At 40.0% G+C, this 23,833-nt stretch carries 20 protein-coding genes; 10 read left to right on the top strand and 10 right to left on the bottom strand.

The genetic code is table 11. The annotated features are described in order from the left end of the window. Positions 1-17 precede the first annotated feature (17 nt). Positions 18-3,362: a transglutaminase family protein gene (locus tag SYJ56_RS11215; protein ID WP_323834187.1), complete on the bottom strand. Its 3,345-nt coding sequence runs from the start codon at positions 3,360-3,362 to the stop codon at positions 18-20. 248 nt (positions 3,363-3,610) lie between these two features. Between SYJ56_RS11215 and SYJ56_RS11220 the strand changes: the two genes are divergently transcribed. The 6 genes from SYJ56_RS11220 to SYJ56_RS11245 all read left to right on the top strand — a co-directional run bounded on the left by SYJ56_RS11220 (position 3,611) and on the right by SYJ56_RS11245 (position 10,937). Further along, positions 3,611-4,285 (top strand): ROK family protein, encoded by a 675-nt coding sequence (locus SYJ56_RS11220; protein WP_323834188.1) that lies wholly within the window; start codon positions 3,611-3,613, stop codon positions 4,283-4,285. A gap of 253 nt (positions 4,286-4,538) precedes the next feature. Continuing rightward, positions 4,539-5,813 carry a serine hydrolase domain-containing protein gene (locus SYJ56_RS11225; protein ID WP_323834189.1) on the top strand — a complete coding sequence of 425 codons (1,275 nt, stop codon included), beginning with the start codon at positions 4,539-4,541 and terminating at the stop codon, positions 5,811-5,813. 102 nt (positions 5,814-5,915) lie between these two features. Beyond that, positions 5,916-7,130, top strand: coding sequence for a tRNA 2-thiouridine(34) synthase MnmA (mnmA, locus tag SYJ56_RS11230; protein ID WP_323834190.1), 1,215 nt, complete (start codon positions 5,916-5,918; stop codon positions 7,128-7,130). 198 nt (positions 7,131-7,328) lie between these two features. Further along, positions 7,329-8,036 (top strand): pseudouridine synthase, encoded by a 708-nt coding sequence (locus SYJ56_RS11235; RefSeq protein WP_323834191.1) that lies wholly within the window; start codon positions 7,329-7,331, stop codon positions 8,034-8,036. 176 nt (positions 8,037-8,212) lie between these two features. Beyond that, positions 8,213-9,691, top strand: a complete 1,479-nt coding sequence (locus SYJ56_RS11240; protein WP_323834192.1) for a M28 family peptidase — start codon at positions 8,213-8,215, stop codon at positions 9,689-9,691. 628 nt (positions 9,692-10,319) lie between these two features. Continuing rightward, positions 10,320-10,937, top strand: coding sequence for an NADPH-dependent F420 reductase (locus tag SYJ56_RS11245; protein WP_323834193.1), 618 nt, complete (start codon positions 10,320-10,322; stop codon positions 10,935-10,937). 70 nt (positions 10,938-11,007) lie between these two features. On the opposite strand, the gene SYJ56_RS11250 is transcribed toward SYJ56_RS11245, so the two are convergent. The 5 genes from SYJ56_RS11250 to SYJ56_RS11270 form a co-directional block, all read right to left on the bottom strand. Continuing rightward, positions 11,008-11,979 carry a hypothetical protein gene (locus SYJ56_RS11250; RefSeq protein ID WP_323834194.1) on the bottom strand — a complete coding sequence of 324 codons (972 nt, stop codon included), beginning with the start codon at positions 11,977-11,979 and terminating at the stop codon, positions 11,008-11,010. A 244-nt stretch (positions 11,980-12,223) separates the two neighbouring features. After that, a complete protein-coding gene (locus SYJ56_RS11255; protein ID WP_323834195.1) occupies positions 12,224-13,510 on the bottom strand; it encodes a NupC/NupG family nucleoside CNT transporter in 1,287 nt (428 codons plus the stop codon). Positions 13,511-14,035: 525 nt separating this feature from the next. Beyond that, entirely contained in the window at positions 14,036-14,632 is a 597-nt protein-coding gene (locus SYJ56_RS11260) for a bifunctional nuclease family protein (protein WP_323834196.1), read from the bottom strand. Positions 14,633-14,638: 6 nt separating this feature from the next. Continuing rightward, entirely contained in the window at positions 14,639-15,607 is a 969-nt protein-coding gene (locus tag SYJ56_RS11265; RefSeq protein ID WP_323834197.1) for an electron transfer flavoprotein subunit alpha/FixB family protein, read from the bottom strand. A 35-nt stretch (positions 15,608-15,642) separates the two neighbouring features. Beyond that, positions 15,643-16,380, bottom strand: a complete 738-nt coding sequence (locus tag SYJ56_RS11270) for an electron transfer flavoprotein subunit beta/FixA family protein (RefSeq protein ID WP_323834198.1) — start codon at positions 16,378-16,380, stop codon at positions 15,643-15,645. 73 nt (positions 16,381-16,453) lie between these two features. Between SYJ56_RS11270 and SYJ56_RS11275 the strand changes: the two genes are divergently transcribed. Both SYJ56_RS11275 and SYJ56_RS11280 read left to right on the top strand, forming a co-directional pair. Continuing rightward, the gene (locus SYJ56_RS11275; protein WP_323834199.1) at positions 16,454-16,786 is read left to right on the top strand and encodes a tetratricopeptide repeat protein; all 333 of its coding nucleotides are present in this window, start codon (positions 16,454-16,456) and stop codon (positions 16,784-16,786) included. A gap of 114 nt (positions 16,787-16,900) precedes the next feature. Next, positions 16,901-17,386, top strand: coding sequence for a hypothetical protein (locus SYJ56_RS11280; protein ID WP_323834200.1), 486 nt, complete (start codon positions 16,901-16,903; stop codon positions 17,384-17,386). Here SYJ56_RS11280 and SYJ56_RS11285 read toward each other — a convergent pair. Both SYJ56_RS11285 and dnaB read right to left on the bottom strand, forming a co-directional pair. Next, on the bottom strand, positions 17,383-18,381 hold the full coding sequence (locus tag SYJ56_RS11285) for a quinone oxidoreductase family protein (RefSeq protein ID WP_323834201.1): 999 nt from the start codon (positions 18,379-18,381) through the stop codon (positions 17,383-17,385). The genes SYJ56_RS11280 and SYJ56_RS11285 overlap by 4 nt on opposite strands. A 5-nt stretch (positions 18,382-18,386) precedes the next feature. Next, complete coding sequence (dnaB, locus tag SYJ56_RS11290; protein ID WP_323834202.1) at positions 18,387-19,967, bottom strand: replicative DNA helicase; 1,581 nt, start codon at positions 19,965-19,967, stop codon at positions 18,387-18,389. A gap of 329 nt (positions 19,968-20,296) precedes the next feature. On the opposite strand from dnaB, the gene SYJ56_RS11295 reads away from it, so the two are divergent. Continuing rightward, positions 20,297-21,658, top strand: a complete 1,362-nt coding sequence (locus tag SYJ56_RS11295) for a UDP-N-acetylmuramate--L-alanine ligase (protein WP_323834203.1) — start codon at positions 20,297-20,299, stop codon at positions 21,656-21,658. Then, positions 21,655-22,458, top strand: coding sequence for a 3'-5' exonuclease (locus tag SYJ56_RS11300; RefSeq protein WP_323834204.1), 804 nt, complete (start codon positions 21,655-21,657; stop codon positions 22,456-22,458). Before SYJ56_RS11295 ends, SYJ56_RS11300 begins: the two co-directional genes overlap by 4 nt. 32 nt (positions 22,459-22,490) lie before the next feature. On the opposite strand, the gene SYJ56_RS11305 is transcribed toward SYJ56_RS11300, so the two are convergent. Together SYJ56_RS11305 and SYJ56_RS11310 are read right to left on the bottom strand one after the other, a co-directional pair. Continuing rightward, positions 22,491-22,856 carry a hypothetical protein gene (locus tag SYJ56_RS11305; protein ID WP_323834205.1) on the bottom strand — a complete coding sequence of 122 codons (366 nt, stop codon included), beginning with the start codon at positions 22,854-22,856 and terminating at the stop codon, positions 22,491-22,493. Positions 22,857-22,970: 114 nt separating this feature from the next. Then, entirely contained in the window at positions 22,971-23,762 is a 792-nt protein-coding gene (locus SYJ56_RS11310; RefSeq protein ID WP_323834206.1) for a M48 family metallopeptidase, read from the bottom strand. Positions 23,763-23,833 lie beyond the last annotated feature (71 nt).

Genomic DNA, 23,833 nt, shown 5'->3' on the forward strand with positions numbered 1-23,833 from the left:
CTTGAAATAATATAGAATCATCGTTTTTTATATCGTCTAAGGTCCATAGTATAGGGGAATTCTGGGTTTACAATTTCTGGAGACTCGTCATAAGAGGTATTAACATTCATCTTGGTGATATATCGACCTGATTTATGATCATCCTGCACAGTTGTAGTTGCACTGACGGCAGGGGTTATCGTATGGCCAAAGTCAAAAAACCGTGAAATTCTACGGGATTCAGCTTCATTGCTATTTATAGGGAAATTATCATAGCTCCTGCCACCAGGATGAACGACATGATATTGGCAAGCTGCTACCGATCTCTTGGTCCACGTATCGTACAAATCAATCACCAAAGGTGTATCAATACCGATAGTAGGATGTAAAGCAGAATAAGGCTGCCAAGCACGATATCGAATACCCGCTACATACTCACCCTGCACTCCAGTATTCTTCAATGGAATCCTATGTTCATTGCATAGCAAATGATATCTGGAATCTGTCAATCCAGAGATTTTCACCTGTAGTCTTTCCAAAGAAGAATCTACATAACGAGCTGTTCCGGTACTGGAAATTTCTTCTCCCAATACATGCCATGGCTCAATTGCCATTTTCATATCAATATGAATATCATCTACTTGTAGCTCACCAATAAAAGGAAACCGGAAAGAGAAAAAAGGATCAAACCAGGCTAAATCAAAGTCATACCCCGCCCCTCTCAAATCATTGACAACTTCAAGCATATCTTTTTCACAGTAGTGTGGAAGCAAGAACTTATCATGCAAGGAAGTCCCCCATCGTACGAGTTTATGATCATATGGCTTTTTCCAAAACCAGCTCATCAATGCCCGAATTAACAGCAGCTGAACCATACTCATTCTATAGTGAGGTGGCATGTCAAATCCACGGAATTCCAAAATCCCCAATCGACCACTGCTGGAATCCGGTGAATAAAGCTTATCGATACAAAACTCAGCTCTATGTGTATTGCCTGTAATATCAACCAACAAGTTCCTGAAGATTCGATCTACCATCCAAAATGGAATCTCATTCTCTATACCATTTGGAACCTGCTGAAAAGCCAATTCCAGTTCATATAGCATATCATCCCTACCCTCATCTACTCTAGGAGCTTGGCTAGTTGGGCCGATGAATTGTGTAGAGAATAAATAAGACAAAGCTGGGTGATGCTGCCAATAGGTAATGAAACTCTTTAAGACATCAGGTCTCCTTAGCAATGGGCTGTTTTCCGGTGAGGAGCCACCTAGTGTAATATGATTTCCACCACCTGTTCCGGTATGCTTTCCATCTACATTAAACTTCTCACTGATCAGACGGGATTCTCGCGCCTTTTCATAGAGTATCCCATAATTAGTGGTGATTTCCTTCCAACTCTTGGCAGGCTGAATATTCACTTCAATCACACCTGGATCAGGCGTAATCATCATCTTTTCTATACGCTTATCTGAAGGCGGGTCATATCCTTCGATTAAAATCGGTAATTCCAATTTTTCTGCAGTACGTTCTACCGCACTTACCAAATCCAGGTAATTCTCAATGAGATTGAGCGGAGGAAAAAAGACAAACAACTTTCCTTCTCTTATTTCCACCACCAAGGAAGTTTTGAAAATTCGATCAGAATTCTTTGGCGGATTTATAAATACAGTTGATTTAAGTTCTGAATCCGGTAAGTCAGGTACTTCAGCAAATAGGTCTGTATCTGGTTTCATAGGCTCTTCTTCTGGTGGCGTAAACTCTATAGAGTCCAGCGGTAATCTTAAACCAGCAGGAGAATTTCCAGGCATCAAAAACAAATCTTTTCTTCTAAATTTCCAGCGACAACTCTGCCATACACCTTCTTCCAAATCCCATTCTAAAGGAATCGAAAATGCAACTGGTTTATCCAGACCTTCATTAAGCAACTCAGCAAGTTTTTGACGCTCAAGAGGCGATTTCAGATCATATTTATATGGATCGATGTTTACAGGAACTTTCCCTTCCTGCCAAATAAAATAAAAGGGATCTTCATATAAGGGCGTCAAATTAGTTTTGTCAAGATTAAGTTGTGAAACCAATTCGGACATAAACTTTTCCGCATCCTTGTCACTCATTCCATAATCCTTGGACAAATCAGCCATCAAGGCATCATTGTGCCACATTGGTTTCCCGTCTTTTCTCCAGAAACAAGCTAATTTCCATCGAGGCAAAGGTTCGCCAGGATACCATTTGCCTTGGCCATATTGCATTAGTGCACCAGAGCCAAATTCTCCTTTTAGTTTATGAAAAAGCGTATTGGAGAGACTTCGCTTATGCTCACCGTCAGCGTCGGTATTCCACTCAGGCGCATCCTGATTGTCCACAGACACAAAAGTAGGCTCACCTCCCATCGTCAATCTTACATCATTGGCGACTAAATCTTCATCAACCAAGTCGCCAACAGCCAGAATTTTCTCCCATTGCTCTTCAGAATATGGTTTGGTCACCCGAGGGGTTTCCTCAATTCTGGTAACTTCATTTTTGAAGAAAAACTCAGTCTCCGCAGGTTCAGACATTCCAGTAATAGGTGCAGCGTCCTGTGGGCTAGGTGTACATGCAAGTGGAATATGACCTTCTCCGGCAAACAAACCTGAAGTTGAATCCAATCCTATCCAGCCTGCTCCCGGCACATAAACTTCCGTCCATGCATGCAAATCGGTAAAGTCTTCCTCAGGTCCAGATGGCCCATCGAGAGATTTTTCATCTGATTTCAATTGAACCAAGTATCCTGATGCAAATCTAGATGCCAATCCCACATGACGTAAAACCTGAACCATCAGCCAGGCAAAGTCCCTACATGAACCAGATCCTATGGTCAGCGTCTCCTCGCAAGACTGTACACCAGGTTCCATTCGTACATTATACCGCAGCTCCTGGTTGATCATTGCATTGATCGCTACGAGATAATCCACCGTGATAATATCTTTTGTAATCAAAGATATAGCCTTCTCCACCAGCTTCATCAGCAAGGGATCGGATTCTTTAATTTCTAAATACGGGCTAAGCTGCTTCTCTACGCTTTCGTCATAGGAAAAAGGAAATTTATCTGCATAGTCTTCCACAAAAAAATCAAACGGATTGATCACCACCATATCAGCAATCACTTCCACGTCAATCTCAAAGAATTTGATTTTCTCTGGAAAGACTACCCGGGCTAGGTAATTACCAAATGGATCTTGTTGCCAATTGATAAAGTGATTTTCAGGTTTGATGTTTAATGAATATCCTTTGACATGGGTGCGTGAATGTGGTGCAGGTCGCAGCCTAATCACTTGTGGACTCAGAGTAATGTGGCGATCGTACTCGTATTTGGTATAGTGCCGAATGGCAACTTTGATAGACATAGGCTAGGTTGAAATTTTTATTCAAAAGGATCAAATCATTATTTGTGCACAAATGATTTGGGTTATATGGGTTGCTGGTATTACATGTAATTTAAAGTAAGAAATGTGAGATCACAGCATTTGTGTAAAGAAAAATCATTTCCAATCGAAATTACATTTGCTTTATCGCATTGCTATTTTTACACGAAATATCAGAATTGAATCAATTTCTGTTTCGGTAAGTAAACATTTCTATTTAGTTTCAACCGATGGAAAAAAACAATAGGAAAATCCTTGTAATCGATATAGGGGGTTCAAATATAAAAATCCTGGCTACAGGTGCTGAAGAAAGAATAAAAATACCTTCCGGACCTGATTTTTCTCCAGGGCAGATGGTTGATCTAGTGAAAGAAAATGCTTCTGATTGGGAATATGACATGATTACAATGGGTTTTCCCGGAGTAGTAAAAAATAATAAAATAGTCAGTGAGCCAGTGAATCTTGGAACAGGTTGGAATGAATTCGACTTCCATTCAGCATTCAATATGCCTCTTAAAATCATAAATGATGCTGCCATGCAGGCATTAGGTGGGTATGAAGGAAAAAAGTTACTTTTTCTTGGAATAGGAACCGGACTTGGAACATCCCTGGTGATTCATAATACAATTGTTCCGATAGAAGGTGGACACCTACCCTTCAAAAAGAAAACATTTGAAGAATATGTGGGAAAAGAATATCTGGCCAAAAGCGGTTCGAAAAGATGGGAAAAGAATGTACTGAAAGCAGTAGAGTATTTCAGAGCTGCTTTCCAACCAGATGACATCTTGCTTGGAGGGGGAAATTCAAAATTGCTGACCGAAATTCCAGAAGGCTGTAGACTGGGCACTAATCAAAATGCATTCAAAGGAGGTTTCCGATTCTGGGAAGAGGATTTTAATATCTAATGTGATTATCCTTAGTGATTCCAGTCTCCTCAATTTCTTTGCTTAGAAGACCGAAGACCGATGACGGGAGACCGATGTGAAATTTCCGCTAGTTTAGGCAACACCTATTTTAGTTTTACCTTTATAGATGAGCTAAAAAAAGCATATATTAATCATATCCAATTAGTTAGATATCGATTGTCTTTCATTAATAAGTATTTTTCAAGGCTGATTTAGATTTCAAATTGATTTGCTCTACCCAAAATCCAAACCTATGAAACAGCTATATCTATATGTTTTATCCATACTTGTCTTTTCAAGTAGCTGTCAAGAAAAGCAAAAATCCTCTGAAACTCTCTTAGTCAATGATCTAGTTAGAGCTAGAATTGACTCTACACTTTCAAGCTTTGTGGAAAGTGGAAATATTGCCGGAGTTTCAGCCTTGATTTTTGAAAAGGATCAGGAAGCCTATTTCAATGCTTTTGGATATGCTGATCGAGAAAATCAGGTTAAAATGGATAGAAACACCATTGTGCAGATTTATTCCATGACCAAGCCGATTACAGGTGTTGCTTTGATGACGCTGTATGAAGAAGGGAAATTTCAATTGGATGATTCTCTGGCAAAGTATGCCCCGGAATTTACCAATATGAAGGTTTATGATGGTGTCGATAAAAATGGCAACATTAAGTTAGTTGATGCAGATCGACCTGTCACAATTCTAGACATCACACGCCATACAGCTGGCTTTCCCAATCGAGCTGATATTCCGGGACTGAGTGAGATTCTAGATGAAAAAGATCCTAGAAGTGTTGAAATTACCTTGACCGAAATGGCCAAACGGATTGGAGAGGTTCCGCTATGGTTTCAGCCGGGAACGCAGTGGGAATATGGACAGTCCGTGGATGTACAGGCATTTTTGGTGGAAAGAATAGCTGGAATTCCTTATAAAGAATATGTTCAAACTCACGTGCTAGATCCATTGAAAATGAACGATACCCGATATTTCGTTCCGGAATCTGACAGATCAAGGATGTCAGCATCTTATCGAAGAACCGGAGAAGGTCAGCTGGAGAAAATCCCAACTGAAGAAGCTCATGATTTCAATATCAATGAATATCCTTTAACTCCAGGTGGTTTCGGACTGACATCAACTTTGGATGATTATATGACTTTTGCCAGAATGCTTGTGCATAAGGGTGAATTTGGAGAAGCAAGAATTCTCAAGCCAGAAACTGTAAACCTGATGAGCACAAACCAGCTGTCTGATTCTGTAACAGAAAGATCTTGGCTTCCAAGTAAGGGAAAAGTGGGCTTTGGAATTGACTTCGCTGTTCGTGTTGCTCCTCCTGCAAGTGCAGAAGAGATTACAGGAACGGTGGGTGAGTTTTTTTGGGATGGAGCCGCCAGCACACTTTTTTGGATTGATCCGGTAAATGAAATTACCGCTGTGTTATTCGTTCAGCTTTTTCCATACGATCAGATTAAGCTTCACAAAAAATTCAAAGACGCTGTCTATGGTAAATTCCAGCCAGCAGAAACCAACTAGATTTCCATTAACTTTGTCCCATTCAGAACCAATTTCACAAAAATTACTGTTCTGAGCACATTGTAACCTAATGGACCTTGAATCCATTACTTATTACAGCACATGAAGACAAGACCAAGAGTAGTAGTCGGCCTCTCCGGAGGGGTCGATAGTTCCGTGGCTGCTCACCTACTTATCGAGCAAGGCTACGAAGTCATCGGGATGTTCATGAAGAACTGGCACGATGAATCTGTCACTATTTCCAATGAGTGTCCATGGATGGAAGATTCCACCGATGCGATGCTGGTGGCAGAGAAATTAGGAATTCCCTTTCAAGCGATTGATCTCAGTGAAGAGTATAAGGATAGAATCGTGGATTATATGTTTGCTGAATACAAAGCAGGCAGAACTCCCAATCCGGATATTCTTTGCAATAGGGAAATCAAATTTGATATTTTCCTGAAAGCAGCGGAAAAGCTAAAAGCAGATTTTGTGGCTACTGGACATTATTGCCAGAAAGGTGAAACCATAGGCGCAGATGGAAAGACTGCCTATAAATTGCTTGCAGGAGCTGATCCAAACAAGGATCAAAGTTATTTCCTATGTCAATTGAATCAAAGTCAGTTAAGCAAGGCTTTGTTTCCAATCGGTCATATGCAAAAGCCTGATGTAAGGAAAAAAGCAAAGGAAATGGGCCTGATTACTGCCGATAAAAAAGACAGTCAGGGGTTATGCTTTATTGGAAAAGTGCGCTTGCCAGATTTCTTACAGCAACAGCTAAAGCCTAAAAAAGGAAAAATCATCCAAATCCCTGAAGAGCTTCCGATTTATCAAAAACTCCAAATCCTAGCTGGAATAGCTCCAGAAGAATACGATCAGGAGACCTTGGATGCCATTTCACTTCCCACTCATTATTCTCAAGATCAGGGAAAGGTACTAGGAGAGCATAATGGCGCGCATTACTTTACCGTAGGTCAAAGAAAAGGTCTTCATGTAGGTGGTACAGGAAAACCGTTATTTGTGATCTCTACCGATACTACTGAAAATGTGATTTATACAGGTTTGGGAGAAACACATCCAGGGTTATTGCGTGACGGACTATTTGTCAGAACTGAAGAAATCCACTGGATTCGTGAAGACTTAAAACTTGCTATGGGTGAGACGGCCAGATACGAAGCCCGCATCCGCTATCGTCAACCGCTCAGTGGAGCTACGCTGATCCAAAAGGAAAATGGCCTCTACGTCATCTTCGATCAACCTCAAAAAGGTGTTGCTTCGGGTCAATTCGTGGCATGGTACGATGGAGAGGAATGTATAGGATCGGGGACGATATTTTAAGGATTAGGGGTTACTTGGCCACTAGCGCAAGTCCCTGACTTGTGCTTATTGTACTGCAGTCTTCAGACTGCCTGAAATTATCCGAACTCATTAAAGCGAGCAGTCATGAGACTGCATTAACGAAGGTCCAAGCCTGCCTACCGGTCAGGCAGGTCAGAAGACTTGAGCCAATTTGATCCACCAACTTCAAATTCCCCTGTGTTAGATATCCTTTTCGAAGACGAGTACCTTATTGCTATAAATAAGCCTTCCGGCTTGCTTGTCCACCGCACTTCTATCGCGGCAGATGAAACGGTTTTTGCTTTGCAATTGCTCAGAGATCAGATTGGCCAGTATGTATCCCCAGTCCATCGCTTGGACCGACCGACAAGTGGAGTTTTGCTTTTCTCCAAGAAGGAAGAAATTCTTCCTTTGCTAAAAGAGCAGTTTGCTGATCGATCCGTTCGCAAAACTTATCTGGCTATCGTGCGGGGAATACCGGAAATCAAATCAGATCTGATTGATCACCCATTGAAAAGTGAGCGTTCTGGAAGAATGCAGGATGCTCAGACCTCCTATCAAGTACTTTCGGAAGTTGAAATTCCATTTGATACCACAGGAAGATATCCTACAAGTCGGTATAGCCTATTGGAATTGAAGCCGGAAACAGGCCGTACACATCAAATCAGAAGACATTTAGCACATTTGAGGCATTATATCTTGGGAGACAAAAAACACGGAGACAATAAGCAAAACCAGTTTTTTGATCGTCAGTTTGGATTGAAGAATTTGCTTTTGCATGCACGGCAACTTGAGTTTACCCATCCGATATCAACCAAAACCATCGTGGTTTTGGCTCCACTTCCATCTCATTTTCTAAAGACTGTCGATGATCTTGGTTGGTCTGAGCTTCATTTAAAAGAATAAGAGTCTCCTTTTATTAAATTTGAATTACTTTAGAAAGCACAATTTATAAACCCTATGAAATCGAGCATGTCGAAGGTGACACATAGAGGGATGATTATCCGTAATGCAAGATTCCTCCCGATAGCTCCCGATAATTATCGGGACGGGATGACCATTAAAAAACAAAAAATAAACAGATGAAAAAATCACTTCTAGTCCTTAGCGTGTTTGTGTCCATCACTTTTGTAGCTGAAGCACAAAAGAAGAAAATTGATAAAAAATTTGATGAGATAGCAGCCGTTGCTGACCTAACTTACTTAGCATCAGATGAGCTTAAAGGCAGAGATCCTGCTGCCCCAGAAATGGCAATGGCCTACGATTACATTGCGATGCAACTCGAAGATGCTGGCGCTAAACATGTACCGGGTGCTGATGGCTATTTTCAGAATATTCCTTTCCGGCTCTCATCACCTCCATCCAAAGGTCAGCTTACTATCGGGGATTCTACCTTCAGTCAAGGTGTAAACTTACTTGTACTAGACGGAGAATCACTCAGTGGAACCTATGAATTGGTTGATGTGGGTTTTGGAACCCCAGAAGATTTTGAAGGAAAAGATCTGACAGGAAAGATTGCTGTAAGCAGTGTGGGCGCACCGGATAAAATAGGCCCTGCTGATCTATTTTCGCTTGGTAGCGAGAAAACTACAAATGCTAAAAAACAAGGAGCTGTAGCTTTGATCGAACGGTTTAATATCCCATCCATTCCGTGGCAGTTGATCTCAAACTACCTAAATCGAGCTCAAATGGGCATAGACAAGGGTGAATCCAGCAAATTACCGTATATCTGGGTAAAAGATCTCTCGAATGCGCTCCCAAAAGAAATAGCTACTGGAAGTGATAAATCGGCGGTTTTGGAGATCGAGGGAAAAACCAACTCCCCAATTGATGGAAAAAATGTAATTGCTTGGATAGAAGGGACCGATAAGGATTTGAAAAATGAATATGTGATGCTTTCTGCTCATTATGATCACGTAGGAATCGGACGCCCGGATGAAACTGGTGATTCTATTTATAATGGAACGCGCGACAATGCCATAGGAACTGTAGCAGTGATGAATGCAGCAAAGTTTTTTGCCAAAAATCCACCCAAACGATCTATTCTACTGGCACTGTGGACAGCAGAGGAAAAAGGACTTCTAGGTAGTAGATATTTTGCAGAGAATCCTTTGATTCCGCTTAATCAGATTATTTACAATCTGAACATTGATGGAGCTGGTTACAATGACACATCAATTATTACGGTGATTGGACTGGGAAGAACCACAGGTGATGATTTGATCATAGAAGCAGTAGAAGATTTCGGCTTAAAAGCTTTGGCAGATCCAGCTCCTGAGCAGGGACTTTACGATAGATCCGACAATGTAAACTTCGCCAAAGAAGGGATCCCCGCTCCTACCTTCAGTCTTGGATTCACGGCTTTTGATGATGAAATCAGCAAATACTATCACAAGGCAGGAGATGAAGTAGATTCTGTTGATTTGGATTATGTTACGCTTTACTGGAAATCCTATATTCTTGCAGCCCAGAAAATTGCAAACGCTGCCAATCAACCTATGTGGATTGCAGGTGATAAATATGAAGAAGCGGGAAAGGCTCTTTACGGGGATAAAGAGTAAATGCTGAAAGTCGTTTAACTTGTAAGTAGTAATTATTGTAAGAGATAAAAAGTGGAATATTTAATAAATCTCATTTTTTGCCTCTTACTTTTTTTAACTATCTAAATAAGACAAACACACTTACAGATTTTTTTAACCTAACTAATCATCAATTGGTTAATATGTTAAGGCTCTACAAACCAAATTTATCAATGTTGGAATAGCAAAAAAGAATCTAATTTTTCAATCCAAAACTCGAAAATAAACAACATCTAAACTATCCCGTACGCTTCAATACTGATAAGATGGGGCAAATTACTCCCAAACTGTAAAATTTTCAAATTCACTTTTTTGATCTTCAAATAACCACTTTTGATGCGTGTATTGTTTTTGAATTATTTTCAAAATAATATTTTGATTATTAAGACGTTTAGACTAGTTTCCAACAGTTCCTGCTGATTATCAGAGAACAATAAATTATCCTCAGTCAATTAAAGGGAAGCAACAGATTGAAATTTTCGAAGCATTTCACCCAACAAAGATATTCGAAAATTAACTTGAAACCCTTGAGCTATACTAGTCCAAATCTATAGTACTAGTGTAGATCCAAGGCATAATGATCACTTGTAAAAAGTTAATATGAAACTATATGAAGCTAGGAATTTTAGGAGGAACGAACCTTGCCAAGTCTTTAGGTAAAAAATACATTGAGGCTGGACTAACGGTAGTTTTTGGAGTTTGCCCAGACTTCAATGTTGATGAAGCAGAATGGAAAGTTTTAAATCGCTTCTATGATCGGCTTTGTCCATATGCATCCGCCATCATTCAAGCCGAAATTATTTTGATTTGTTGCGAAAATGAGCATTTGCGGAAAATATGCCAAGCTCTTAAAGAGACGGACCTAGATGACAAGATTATCATCGATTGCACTAACAGTAATTATGATAATAAACTAAGCAACTGCAATACGCTACTTATTCGAAGATCTGCACCAAAAGCAGTGATTTTTAAAGCTTTCAATAACCTTGGCTTGGACTATCCTAATTCTGATGTTTTGGGAATAGTGAAGGAAACATACTTCTGCGGAGATGCAAATCTGGAAAAAATTCGTGTAAAAAGATTAATTGAGCTAATTGGTTTCAAAGCCATTGATGCAGGAAAAATGACCAATGCTACCCTACTTGAGGCATTTTATCACTTAAGCAAAGAAATCACCTGGAACAAGAAAGAAGAATCCAACTATCATTTTAAACTCATTTCGGTTTAGTTTCTGATTAAAGCAGGATGATACTTTGAGGAAATGGCTATGGACTTAATCTATAAATAAAAATAGGTTCTTAATCTAATTGCAGGAAATATAAAAAGTCTTCATATCGTAAACCAATTCGGTTACTATCTCTATAAAAACCTTCGCTGGGAGCTGATTCTTGCAGTTTTGGAAGCAGGTAGGAATTCAAATAATTGGTGGTTTCTAAGTCGTACATATCCAAAACCCGTTGTTCTGGGTGTTCTCTTTCACCTACATTTGAAATCACGAATAACCTTGATCCATGCAGGAAAGCATCAGTAATTAGCTCCGGAGCATTCTCTAACATTACCCCACCACCAATATCTAGAACTTTAGGATTTTCAAATTCATAGCGATAAGATCCTACATTAAGTTCACTGTTTAGAGTATTAAAAACAAACCAATGGTTTGCAAAATAAGAGGTGTGGACTACATATTTCCCTTCGTTGAGTAGCTTTCCATCATAAATCAATCCTGAATTTTCTTCATCGAATAATACATTTATCTTTTCGATTGATTCTGATTCTGAGTTGTTTAGATCATAGAATGAAAAACCAAGTTTATAATCGGTCAAACCAGCTATTATGATTAGTAATGACTCATCAAGTGCCACTCCTCTTTCCACAGGAGTCATGAATTTATGGTATAAGTAGACCGAATCAGAAAAATCTTGGACTTTATAAGAGTGCTTTTGGGTATCAAAAATCATGATTTTATCTGGATCAAGTGGTTGAAAATTCCTTACCAAAAGATTTTCGGTTGGACCTTCTCCCCTTTTCCCCAGCGTATCAATAATTTTGAAGTTATTGTCATGTTTTAAAATGCTTTTGGAATAATAATCATAGGAATAATAATTCCCTTCATTATACATAATCCTCCTTAGTGGCAGTTCAAGCTCAATACTATCAAGCAGTGAAACATTCGAAAATATTCTTTCGGGTGAATCTCCGGAAGACTTGCAAGAAAATATGGCGGATATCAGCAATAGACAAATGCCTGACTCTATGATAAAGAATCTCATCAAGGTTATAGAAAGCCGCATGCAGTAGATTTGAAAAACACACATTTAAACTCACCACCAGTGTTACAGCGGTGTTTAGTTTCTTCCTTTTCAGGTAATAATGAAACATTCCCGAATCCAGAGATCATCATAAAAGTTGAGAAGATTTTTCCAATAGGTTAATTATAAACATTATCTCTTCAATTTTAGAATAGTTTATCTAAAGTCGTATGTCTAAGTACTTAAAACCTCAAACTACTATAGATTACCCAAACAACATCCCGGCAATCGTAGCCGTCATCAGACAAGCAAGGGAAGCAGCTAATAGTGACTTAAGACCCAATCTGCTAATATTTGCTTGTTGATTTGGAGCTATAATGGCGATACCACCTAGCTGAATTGCGATTGAACTGAAGTTAGAGAAACCGCACAACGCATAAGTCGCGATCACAATGGATTTAGCGCTTAGGCTTCCCATCTCCTTCATTTCAGATAGACTCAGGTAAGCTACAAATTCATTGATTACAGTTTTCTGCCCCAGCAAACTTCCGACCTGAAGTGTATCCACCCAATCCACGCCTATCACCCAGGCAAATACCCGGAAGACTTGTCCAAATAGATACTCTAAAGAAAAGCCCTCAAACTGCCCCCCTGTGCTATTTATTACAAATGCATTGAGTCCTGTATATTCTCCAAAAATACCCATCAATAGGTAGTTACACGCGGCAATCACAGCTATAAATGCCAAGAGCATAGCACCTACATTTAGTGCCAGCTTCAGACCTTCTGAGGCTCCGATTGACATTGCATCAATCAGGTTTACTCCCATTGCTTCTTCATTCACTTCAAGCTTATCATCTAATCGCTCTTTTTCTACTTCAGGAATAAACATCTTGGACATTACTATGGCAGCTGGAGCATTCATAATACTGGCTCCCAGAAGATATGCTGCAAATCTACTTTGCTCCTCCAGACTATCTCCTCCTAGAAATGCCACATAGCCCGCTAAAACTCCACCTGCAATGGTCGCCATTCCCCCCGTCATGAGGCACATCAGCTCAGACTTACTCATCTGAGGAATAAAAGGTCGGACTAAAAGTGGTGCTTCAGTCTGACCGAGAAAGATATTTCCCGCAGCTGACAAACTTTCTGGACCTGATAGTCTCATAGTCCTCGCCATCACCCAGGCAATACCAAAAACTACTTTCTGAAGAACTCCTAAATAATACAGGCCAGCTGATACTGTTGAAAAGAAGATAATGGTAGGAAGAACTTGGAAAGCGAAAATGAAACCATAGCTGTCTCCTGCCAAATCACCAAATATAAATGCCGCACCATTACGGCTGAAGCTCAGAAACTTCACAAAGCCTCGACTGACCATTGCAAAAGCACTTTCCACAATGGGAACTTGAGTGATCAAAAAACCAAAAACCAGTTGAAGCAAAATTCCAATTCCAACTAATCTCCAGTCGATTTTCTTTCTATTGCTTGAAAAAATAAAAGCCACCAAAACGATGACGGCCAGACCAAAGACTCCTCTTAAGTAATCCATTCAGTAATTATTGCATATAAGGCCTAAAAATAAGGAACGCATGCTCATAAAACAATCATGAATGAAGAGGATGAAAGTGAAAATGAGAGTTAGGGGGTAAATTTAATGGCAGAAGTGATCAGTCGCAGAACGCTGTTTGTTCAAAATTGGTTAAAGGTTTAAGGTTAAAGGTTTGAAATCTGGTTCAGCGGTATGTGTATATAGATCGACCTGGATCAAGGTCTTATGACTTGGACTTATTGAAATACATCCTACTATGTTTGCTATGCCTATGTGGTTAAAAAATGATCAATTCCCAATTCCCAAACCCAATGATCAAGGAAAAGCCAACTCTAAGCTTGGTGCTTTCTTGGTGAACTTTGCGGTTCAAAAAACACTCATTAAACATTCGGTTTATGAGACTTGGACCAAAGCATCCAAGGAGCAAAATTGAAGTCGATAAACTGTGCCCTCTGCGAAAAACTCTGCGAACACCGCGGTAAAAAGCATAAAAAAAGCCCGAGATAACCCGGGCCTTATATTGTATCAGTTTCTTTTATTGATTTCGTCACGAATCCGCGCAGCTCGCTCATAATCTTCATTATTTATCGCTTTGTCAAGCATTTGATTGAGCTTGTCCAAACTGAAATCCTTCAAAGAAGGCTCTTTTTTAGTCGTAAATTTTTGTGTTGAAGGTTTTGGTTCCTTTTTATCATCCTGCTTTTCTACTTCATAATGCTCCACTGCCCCTTCGGACATAGCTTTTTCAGTACAAAATACTGGACTTCCAAATCGTATCGCTATAGCTATGGCATCAGAAGGACGCGCATCTACATCAGATTCTATCTGGTCGCCTTTACACTGAATTTTAGCATAATAGACACCTTCCTTCATATCTGTGATGACGATTCTTTCGATGTCAAAATTGAACCCTGCGGCAAATGATTTAAACAAATCATGCGTCATGGGACGATTAGGAACAATCTTTTCGATTTCTAAGGCTATCGCCTGAGCCTCAAACATACCAATCACGATCGGCAAACGTCTAGCTCCACCAACTTCACCTAGTACCAAGGTAAATGACCCTGACTGGGAATGGTTGGACGAAAGTCCTAAAATCTCAAGTTCTATGAGTTTTTCCACAAAAATTTATAATTCAGCTTTAAATGCTTCGTTTAATTTGGGTACAATTTCAAAAGCATCGCCTACGATTCCGTAATCTGCTGCTTTGAAAAAAGGTGCATCAGGATCCTTATTGATGACCACGATACACTTTGAAGAATTGACCCCTGCAAGATGTTGAATAGCTCCTGAAATTCCTATCGCTATGTACAAAGTTGGAGCGACTTTTATACCTGTTTGTCCTACGTGTTCATGATGAGGTCTCCATTCGAGGTCAGAAACTGGTTTAGAACATGCTGTGGCTGCACCTAAGATTTTAGCCATTTCCTCTACCATGCCCCAGTTTTCTGGTCCTTTCAAGCCTCTACCGCCTGATACTACAATATCAGCTTCAGGAAGTAATACATCACCGGTCGCTCGTTCGGTTGAAGTAATTTTGGAAGCAAAATCTGCCTCATTAAGAGAAACATCGAAGCTTTCCACCAAAGCATCTGCTCCATCCTGCTTCAGATCAATTGCATTCTTTTTAACAGCAAGAATTTTATTCTCAGTAGTAAGGGTCGTAGCTGCAAAAGCCTTCCCAGTATAAATGCTCCTTTTGACCACGTAGCCAGTATCAGTCTTGGGCAATTCTACTACATTGGAGACTAAGCCTGCTTCTAATTTGATCGCAAGTCTGGCTGCAACTGCATCTCCTAAAGATGATTTGGCCAACACCAATGTCTTGGCTCCTATTAATTTGAATGCCTGAGCAACTGCCGAAGCATGTGCTTGTATTACTCCCGCATCTAGTTTGCTATCCGCACCGTGGAGAACCTTTGCTGCACCGGATTTCCCTATTGCAGCCAACTCGTCATTACTTATTGTACCAAGAGCTACTGCAACTACATCTCCCTCACCAGTCTGTCCGGCTAAGGCATTTGCAAAAGACACTGCCTCTAAGCTGGTCTTCTTCACTTTTCCTTCAGCTTGTTCTATATATACTAAAATTGACATAATACGCTAATTTATAATAAGTTATTGAGAATGGATTAAAGAACCTTCGCTTCATTTTTCAGAAGCTTCACCAGCTCAGCCACATTATCTTTATCCACCAGTTTTACAGCTCCTTTAGCAGGTGGCAGCTCATATTTGCTAGCTTCAGCCTGAGTTACCTGAGAAATTGGTTCCACCACATTCAATGGTTTCGTTCTTGCAGACATAATTCCCCTCATATTAGGAATTTTCCATTCTGCGATAGGCTCCTGGCAGCCGGCAATGAGTGGAAGACTTGCTTCCAGCATCTCCTTACCTCCTTCGATTTCTCTAGCCATTTTCACTGTAGTTCCATCAACGTCCAATTTCATTACTGGCGAAAATGAAGGGATTCCCAATAATTCCCCAACCATGCCATGAACCATTCCACCATTGAAATCAATGGATTCTCTGCCCATCAAAATCAAATCATATGCGCCTTCCTTTGCGTAGTGTGCAATTTGCTGAGCTACAAAATAAGAATCCTTAGGTGCAGAATTCACTCTAATGGCCTCATCAGCACCTATTGCTAAAGCTTTTCTTAAAGTCGGCTCTGAATCAGCTTCTCCTACATTCAAAACAGTTAACTTTCCACTCGCCTGATCTCTAAGTTCTACAGCTCGGGCCAAGGCATAATCATCGTATGGGCCAATAATGTATTGAACTCCCGTAGAATCAAACTTGGTATTGTCGGCTGTAAACTGAATCTTGGAGGTAGTATCGGGTACGTGGGTGATACAAACAAGAATCTTCATTGGTTTAGAATTAGATTAGTTTAGATTTATTTTCGTGAAAATAACAGTAAGCACTTAATTAAAAAAACTATTGATGAGCAATCTGGACAGGATACAGCTACTAAGACAATTTACCGAGGAAGAACCAGAAAATCCCTTCAATTGGTATGCTTTGGCAATAGAATTCCGGGGATCGGATCAAGAAGAAGCATATAGTCTCTTTGCGAAATTGTTGGGTGAATATCCAACATATCTTGCCACTTACTTTCCCGCAGCTCATCATTATGCAGAAATGGGTGAAATCCTCCAGTCTAAAGTGATTTTTGAAAACGGCATCTCGCTAGCTCGTGAGCAAAACAATATCAAAGCCTTGCAAGAATTACAGAACGCCTACCAGAATTTTCTCTTTGAAAATGATCTGGACTAAGAAAATTGGCAGTCAATAAATAAGTCTAAAAATCCTGAAGTTCTAAACTACTTGATAACATGTATTTCTTATCTTAATCATCCTAATCTCCAATTACTCTAATCTATTTCTTCCATGATCACCCAAAAAGAAATGCTTGCCCATTTTCTCCCAATTCTCGAAAAAAGTGGTAAACGCTATAAAAAGAAAAGCATGGTTCGCGCAAAAAAAGCTCAGCCAGGACTAGTGGTAGTGACAAAGACGTCCGATGGAGATGAGACGAAAAATACAGCAGAATCAGGTGATTGGCTAGTCGAAAATCAGACCAGTAGCAATGAATATTACCTGGTAAAAGCAGAGACTTTTAAGAAAAAATATTCGCTGGTTCAATCTCTCGAACAAGGCTGGGGAAGCTATCAACCAAAAGGTGAAATCTCTGGAGTCATTGTAAGTAAAGATCACTTAGAAGCTTTCGGTACTACAAGCGTAATGGAATTTCAGGCACCTTGGAAGGACACTATGATAGTAAAACCTGGCGATATGTTGGTTGTTCCTCCGGAAAAAGATGAAATCTATCGAATAGCAAAAAAGGAATTTGGCGAAACCTACATGGAGATCTAAGGTACCAACACAATCTTGCCAGTCTGCTTCCCGTCACGCATTCTATCAAAAGCCTTTTCGGCTTCTTCAAATTTGAAAACCTGATCTATAACCGGATGGATTTTATTCTCAGAGACTAAAGAAACCATTTCCTTAAAGTCAAGGTCAGAACCCATGGTAGTACCCATTATTTTCAATTGATTCCAAAAGATTTTCCTTGCTTCTAATTTGCTGGGATTTCCTAAAGTTGCTCCATAGAATACTATTTTCCCGCCGGGTTTTGCTACTTGAATCAGATGATTCATTGTATCACCTACAGCACCATCTATGATCAAATCAAATCCATTTGTATCTGCATTGGCTTGCGATATCCAATTGTGATCCAGATAATTAAAAGTACTTGTGACACCCAATGTTTTAGCTTTTTCCAATTTGTCAGGGCTACTGCTACTTGTGGATACCTTAGCTCCAAGAGCTAATCCAAATTGAACTGCAAATTGCGCTACTCCTCCACCAAATCCAGTGACCAAAAGATTCTCCCCTCGCTGTATATCACCCTGGTAGGCGATTGCTCGATATGCCGTCAAACCAGCAAGTGGAAGAGCCGCTGCTTCCTCCCAAGTCATATGAAGGGGCTTATCGTGAAGTCTATCCACAGGTACAATCACTGACTCAGCTAGTGTACCATTTCGAGGCATTCCTAAGATCTCAAATGAAGTACTTTGCACCTTTTGATTATCACCCCAGTTCAGTGCAGGATTGATTATTACCTCCTTTTGCAACAAATCATATTCCACTCCCTCTCCTATCTCTGTGACTATTCCAACTCCATCAGAACCTAGAACTACCCCATCTTTAATATTTGGATAGAGACCTTGTCTGCACCATTCATCACGGTGATTTAAAGCAGCAGCTTTAATCAGAACTCTAACTTCGCCTGGAAGCAAAGTCCGCGATTGAACGTCAGTTAGAAGCAGTTTGGATTCTTGTTTGCTATTTAACGTGATTGCTCTCATAAAATTTAAAAAGCGTCCTCTGAATTATTTCTATTCAATAGATCCTCTCCATCGTCGCTGTTGGCTTTACTTTGCAGTTTGATCGTATTACCAGAATCAAATTCAGAAACTCCACTTGACTGAGCCGCGAAAGTCGGTCTGTATACAGCATTTCCGCCCTGAGGATCTTGCATATTTCCAAAGCCATCCAAATCCTGAAACTTAGTGTATCTACCGATGAAGCGTAACTTCACATTATCCAATGAACCATTTCTGTGCTTGGCAATTATCACTTCTCCCACTCCTTGGGTAGAATTACCATCCTCGTCTTCGGTGATTCCGTAATACTCAGGACGGTACAGGAACATAACCATATCAGCATCTTGCTCGATGGCTCCCGATTCCCTCAAATCCGAAAGCTGTGGTCGCTTATCTCCACCTCTAGTCTCCACCGCTCTGGAAAGCTGAGAAAGTGCAATTACAGGAACCTCAAGTTCCTTTGCGATTTTCTTCAAAGCCCTAGAAATACTCGCAATCTCCTGCTCCCGGTTTCCTCCGCCTCCACTTTTGGAGTCCCCAGACATCAGCTGCAAATAATCAATTACAATCATTTGGATATCATGCTGAGCTTTTAACTTTCTACATTTTGCGCGAAGCTCCAAAATAGAAAGTGCAGGAGTATCATCTACGAAAAGCGGTGCTTTGGAAAGCTTGGCAGTCTTATGAACTAACTGAGCCCATTCGTGCTCTGCCAGCGTTCCCTTTTTGATTTTCTCAGAATCAAGCTCAGCTTCTGAAGAAATCAAACGATTCACCAGCTGAATGGAAGACATCTCCAAAGAAAAGATAGCCACTGGTCGATTATGATCCACAGCCGCATTTCTCAATACAGAAAGTACGAAAGCTGTTTTTCCCATTGCAGGTCGTGCAGCTATAATTACCAAATCTGATTTTTGCCAACCTGAGGTAACCCGATCCAACGCAGTCAAACCGGAAGGAACTCCTGTCAATCCATCCTTTTGGCCTTTTCTAGCTTCCAATTCAATGATCGCCTCTCGCATGATGGACTTCATGTCGGAGTAATTTTTTCTGATATTCTTTTCCGATATCTCAAAAAGATTCTGCTCCATTTTATCCAATAACTCGAATACATCAGTGGTTTCCTCGTAAGCATCCTTTTGGATATCAGAAGCAATTTTGATCATCTCACGCTTAATGGATTGCTCAGTGATGATCCTTGCATGATATTCAATATTCGCAGCAGAAGCGACTTTAGAAGTAAGTTCAGTTACATAGAAAGCACCACCGGCAATCTCCAAAGCTCCACTTTTTCGAAGCTGTGCTGTTACGGTAAGCAAATCAATTGGCTGACTTTCGGTAAATAGATCAAGAATTGCCTGAAAAATAACCTGATGGGAGTCTTTGTAGAAACTCTCTACCTTCAAAATATCGATCACATTCGTCAGTGCATCCCTCTCCAGCATCAAAGCACCAAGTACAGCCTCCTCAAGATCAATGGCTTGTGGTGGTACTTTACCGAGCATATTGGAATTTTGGTGAGTTGGCTTATTTCGGGTGATACGGGGATTGCTACTTTTCTCGGACATAGAACAAATGTATTGGGAAAAAGGCAAGAGTTTTAAACAACTTCTGCCAGAGTTATCAACAATTAGAGCCCCTCAATAACCAAGCCTCTAAAGAAAAACAACTTGAAATATTTTCAACATAAAAAAAGCTATTAACCGTGATCAAAAAAATTAACATAAGCTTTTAGAACTATGTATATTCAGTATTAAGAATCGCATAAATGGCTTTGAAAGTGAAAGGCAAATTTCACCACTCAGGGAAAATGTTTTGAATTAGAATTGCTAGGCTCCCTAGCAGCCAATAATTATTTTTAAGTTTGATGTGAAATTCCCACTCATTATTTTCCCTAATGAATAAATATCACTTTATAGCCGTCGGTGGAGCTGTGATGCATAATCTAGCCCTTGCACTTGTAGAAAAAAACTATCAGGTTACCGGTTCTGACGATGAAATTTACGAACCTTCACGAACGAGATTAGAAAAAGCGGGGATTTTGCCTCCTGAATATGGATGGTTTCCTGACAAGATTACTTCAGATTTAGATGGTATTATCCTGGGAATGCACGCCAGAATAGATAACCCAGAACTTGTCAAAGCGCAGGAATTGGGAATTCCGGTTTATTCTTTCCCTGAATTCATATTCAATCAAAGTCAGAATAAAAAGCGGGTGATTGTAGCTGGCTCTCATGGCAAGACCTCTATTACTTCTGTGATCCTGCATGTGCTCAAAGACCAGAATGTAGACTTTGATTACTTGGTAGGTGCGCAGATCGAGGGTTTTGACCTTATGGTAAAACTGTCCGATGCCCCAGTGATTATCATCGAAGGAGATGAGTACCTGACGTCTCCTCTGGATAGAACCCCAAAGTTTTTCCATTACAAGCATGACATTGCCTTGGTCAGCGGAATAGCCTGGGATCATTACAATGTATTTCCTGATTTTGATGAATACAAAGAGCAGTTTAGCAAATTGATGAATTTGACGCCAAACTCTGGTGAATTGATCTATTGCGAAGCAGATCCTCTGGTAAAAGAAGCAGCTGAGAAAAGTAATATCAAAGCAAAAAAGACCGCTTACAAAGCTCATCCAGCAATTATCAAGGATGGTAAAACATTCCTTGAGACCGAAAATGGTTTAATTCCTATTTACATATTCGGAGAGCATAATCTGCAAAATCTTCAGGGCGCTATGGATATTTGCTTGTCACTAGGTCTGACAAAAGAACAGTTTTATGAAAGCATACAGACTTTCAAAGGCGCAGCAAAACGTCAAGAGCTTTTGGTGCAAACTGAAAATTCCAGCCTTTTTAGAGACTTTGCCCATGCTCCATCCAAATTAAAGGCGACTGTATCCGCTGTCAAAACTCAATTCCCAAACAGAAAACTTATAGCGGTACAGGAATTGCATACTTATTCCTCTCTGAATAAGGAGTTTTTACCAAATTATGCTAAGTCAATGGAAGCTGCCGACCTAGCGATTGTGTACCTTGATCCTCATGCTGTAGCCCTAAAAAAGTTAGAGCTAATGGATGAAGATACGTTGAGAAAAGGCTTTCAAAGACCTGATTTAAAATTATTTACCGAGAGCAAAAGCCTGAAGGAATTCCTTTTGGCTCAAGACTATACAAATTCCAATCTACTTTTGATGAGTTCGGGATCCTATGACAAAATGGACCTTGAGCCGATTAAAGCTAAATTTAAATTATCATGAAATTAAACTTAAAGAATTCCCTTGCATTTTTTGATCTAGAAGCTACTGGCATCAATATTTCAACAGACCGAATTGTGGAGATTTCCATCGTAAAAGTGAAGCCAGATGGCGGACAGGAAATCTATACCAAAAAAATCAATCCTACTATTCCCATTCCTTTGGAATCATCCCTCATCCATGGCATTTACGACAAGGATGTCAAAGATGAGAAGACATTTAAGGAATTAGCCAGGGATATTTTTCAGTTCATTGGCCAGTCGGATTTGGCTGGATTCAACGTTTTGAAATATGACATCCCCTTATTGGTAGAGGAGTTCTTGCGGGCAGGAATTGAGTTTGATTTAGACAAGAGAAACTTACTGGATGCTCAGAAGATCTTCTTCATGATGGAAAAGCGGAACCTTACCGCAGCTTATAAATTCTATTGCGGAAAAAATCTTGAAAATGCACATAGTGCTGAGGCGGATACTTTTGCTACGCTAGATGTGTTCAAAGCACAGGTAGAGCGCTATCTGGGCGAGGAAATGGAAGATCTTCAAGGGAATAAAATGGGAGTCTTCGAAAATGATATGAAAAAGCTTCATGATATGCTCAATGAAAAAATGGTTGATCTAGCCGGAAGGTTTGTGTTCAATAATGAAGGTGTAGAGGTATTTAACTTCGGAAAGCAGAAAGGAACTCCTGTCACTCAAGTGCTCAAAGATGAGCCTGGATTCTACGACTGGATGATGCGTGGTGATTTTCCTCTGGATACTAAACGGAAACTTACTCAGATCAAGCTGAGAGGATTTAACCAGTAACAAAAAACCCGGAGGAGACTCCGGATTTTTTGTTAGTATTTAGCATAGATCGTTTTCAGTTTTATTGACTGATCTATAAACTCATTGAAAGTCAATCCCAAATCTCCCAACGCAAGAGCTCCATTGCAATCATATATTTTTGGAGGACTGGCACTCAAACCATCTTCTAGCATAATATATAAAGAGGAATTGAACTTCATTAATTGTACCCCGTAATATCCCCCAGGTTGAGCCTCTGCATTTTCGACGAATTCATCCAACCAAAGAAAATCAGCTCTATTATCATTTTTACAAGCAAAAAGGATCTGGTCCAATGAATAATCTATTCTAGGTGATTCCTCTTCGCATCCAGCCAATCCGAAAGTCATCATACAGGCAAAAAGTAGTAATTTTTTCATAGCTATCTTAATTTATCAATCTCGTTATCAGTAGCATTAAAACTTCGACAATAAGTTAAAAAAAAAGCGGACTATCAAAATCGTCCGCTTTTTTAGCTAGTCAACATTGTTCATCTACTTCGTATAAAAAGTCAAAGCCTCAGGCATTAGTTTATTCAATTTGTCTATTCTGGTCTTAGAAGCAGGGTGGGTTGAAAGAAACTCTGGTGGCGCTGCTCCATTTTCTTTGTCAAGCATTCTCTGCCAGAAGATCGGGGCTTCACGCGGATCATAACCTGCGATAGCCATAAAGGTCAATCCCATTTCATCTGCTTCCAATTCATGTTTTCGAGAGAAACTAAGCATTCCCAATTCACTTCCAATACCAACTGACTGAAGCAAAATCTGCTGGGTCAAAGTTGGGTTTTGTCCCATAGCGGTAGAAAAAACACCAACACCAATGTTTGTAAGCATACCATTTGACATTCTTTCTCTAGAATGTGAGGCAACTGCGTGAGCTATCTCATGTCCCATCACCACTGCGATCCCTGTTTCAGTCTGGGTCAAGGGCATTATTCCGGTGTAAAAAGCTACTTTCCCACCTGGCATGCACCATGCATTCACTTGATCACTTTGCAATAAATTAAATTCCCAATCAAAGGAATTAGCCAATTCTCCATACCCTTGAGAGGTCAAATAACTCTCTACTGCCTTCGCCATCCGATTTCCCACTTTGAGTACTTTTTGCCCGTCAGCCGTATTTGTAACTACTTTATCTTCCTTTAGAACGGCATCATATTGCTCATTTACCAAGGGCTGAATTTCCTCATCCGATACCAAGGCAAGTTGACTTCTGCCAGTCAGTGGAACTGTAGCACAAGAATAAAGAATTAGTCCTGCACTAAACAAAATTGCTATCTTTTTCATGTTGGTTGTTTTTTTCATCGTAGTTTCAAATTAAATACCAGAAAGCAATTTTCACTATTTTAAGAGTTCAA

The organism is Algoriphagus aurantiacus (genome assembly GCF_035156405.1).
Lineage (GTDB): Bacteria > Bacteroidota > Bacteroidia > Cytophagales > Cyclobacteriaceae > Algoriphagus > Algoriphagus aurantiacus.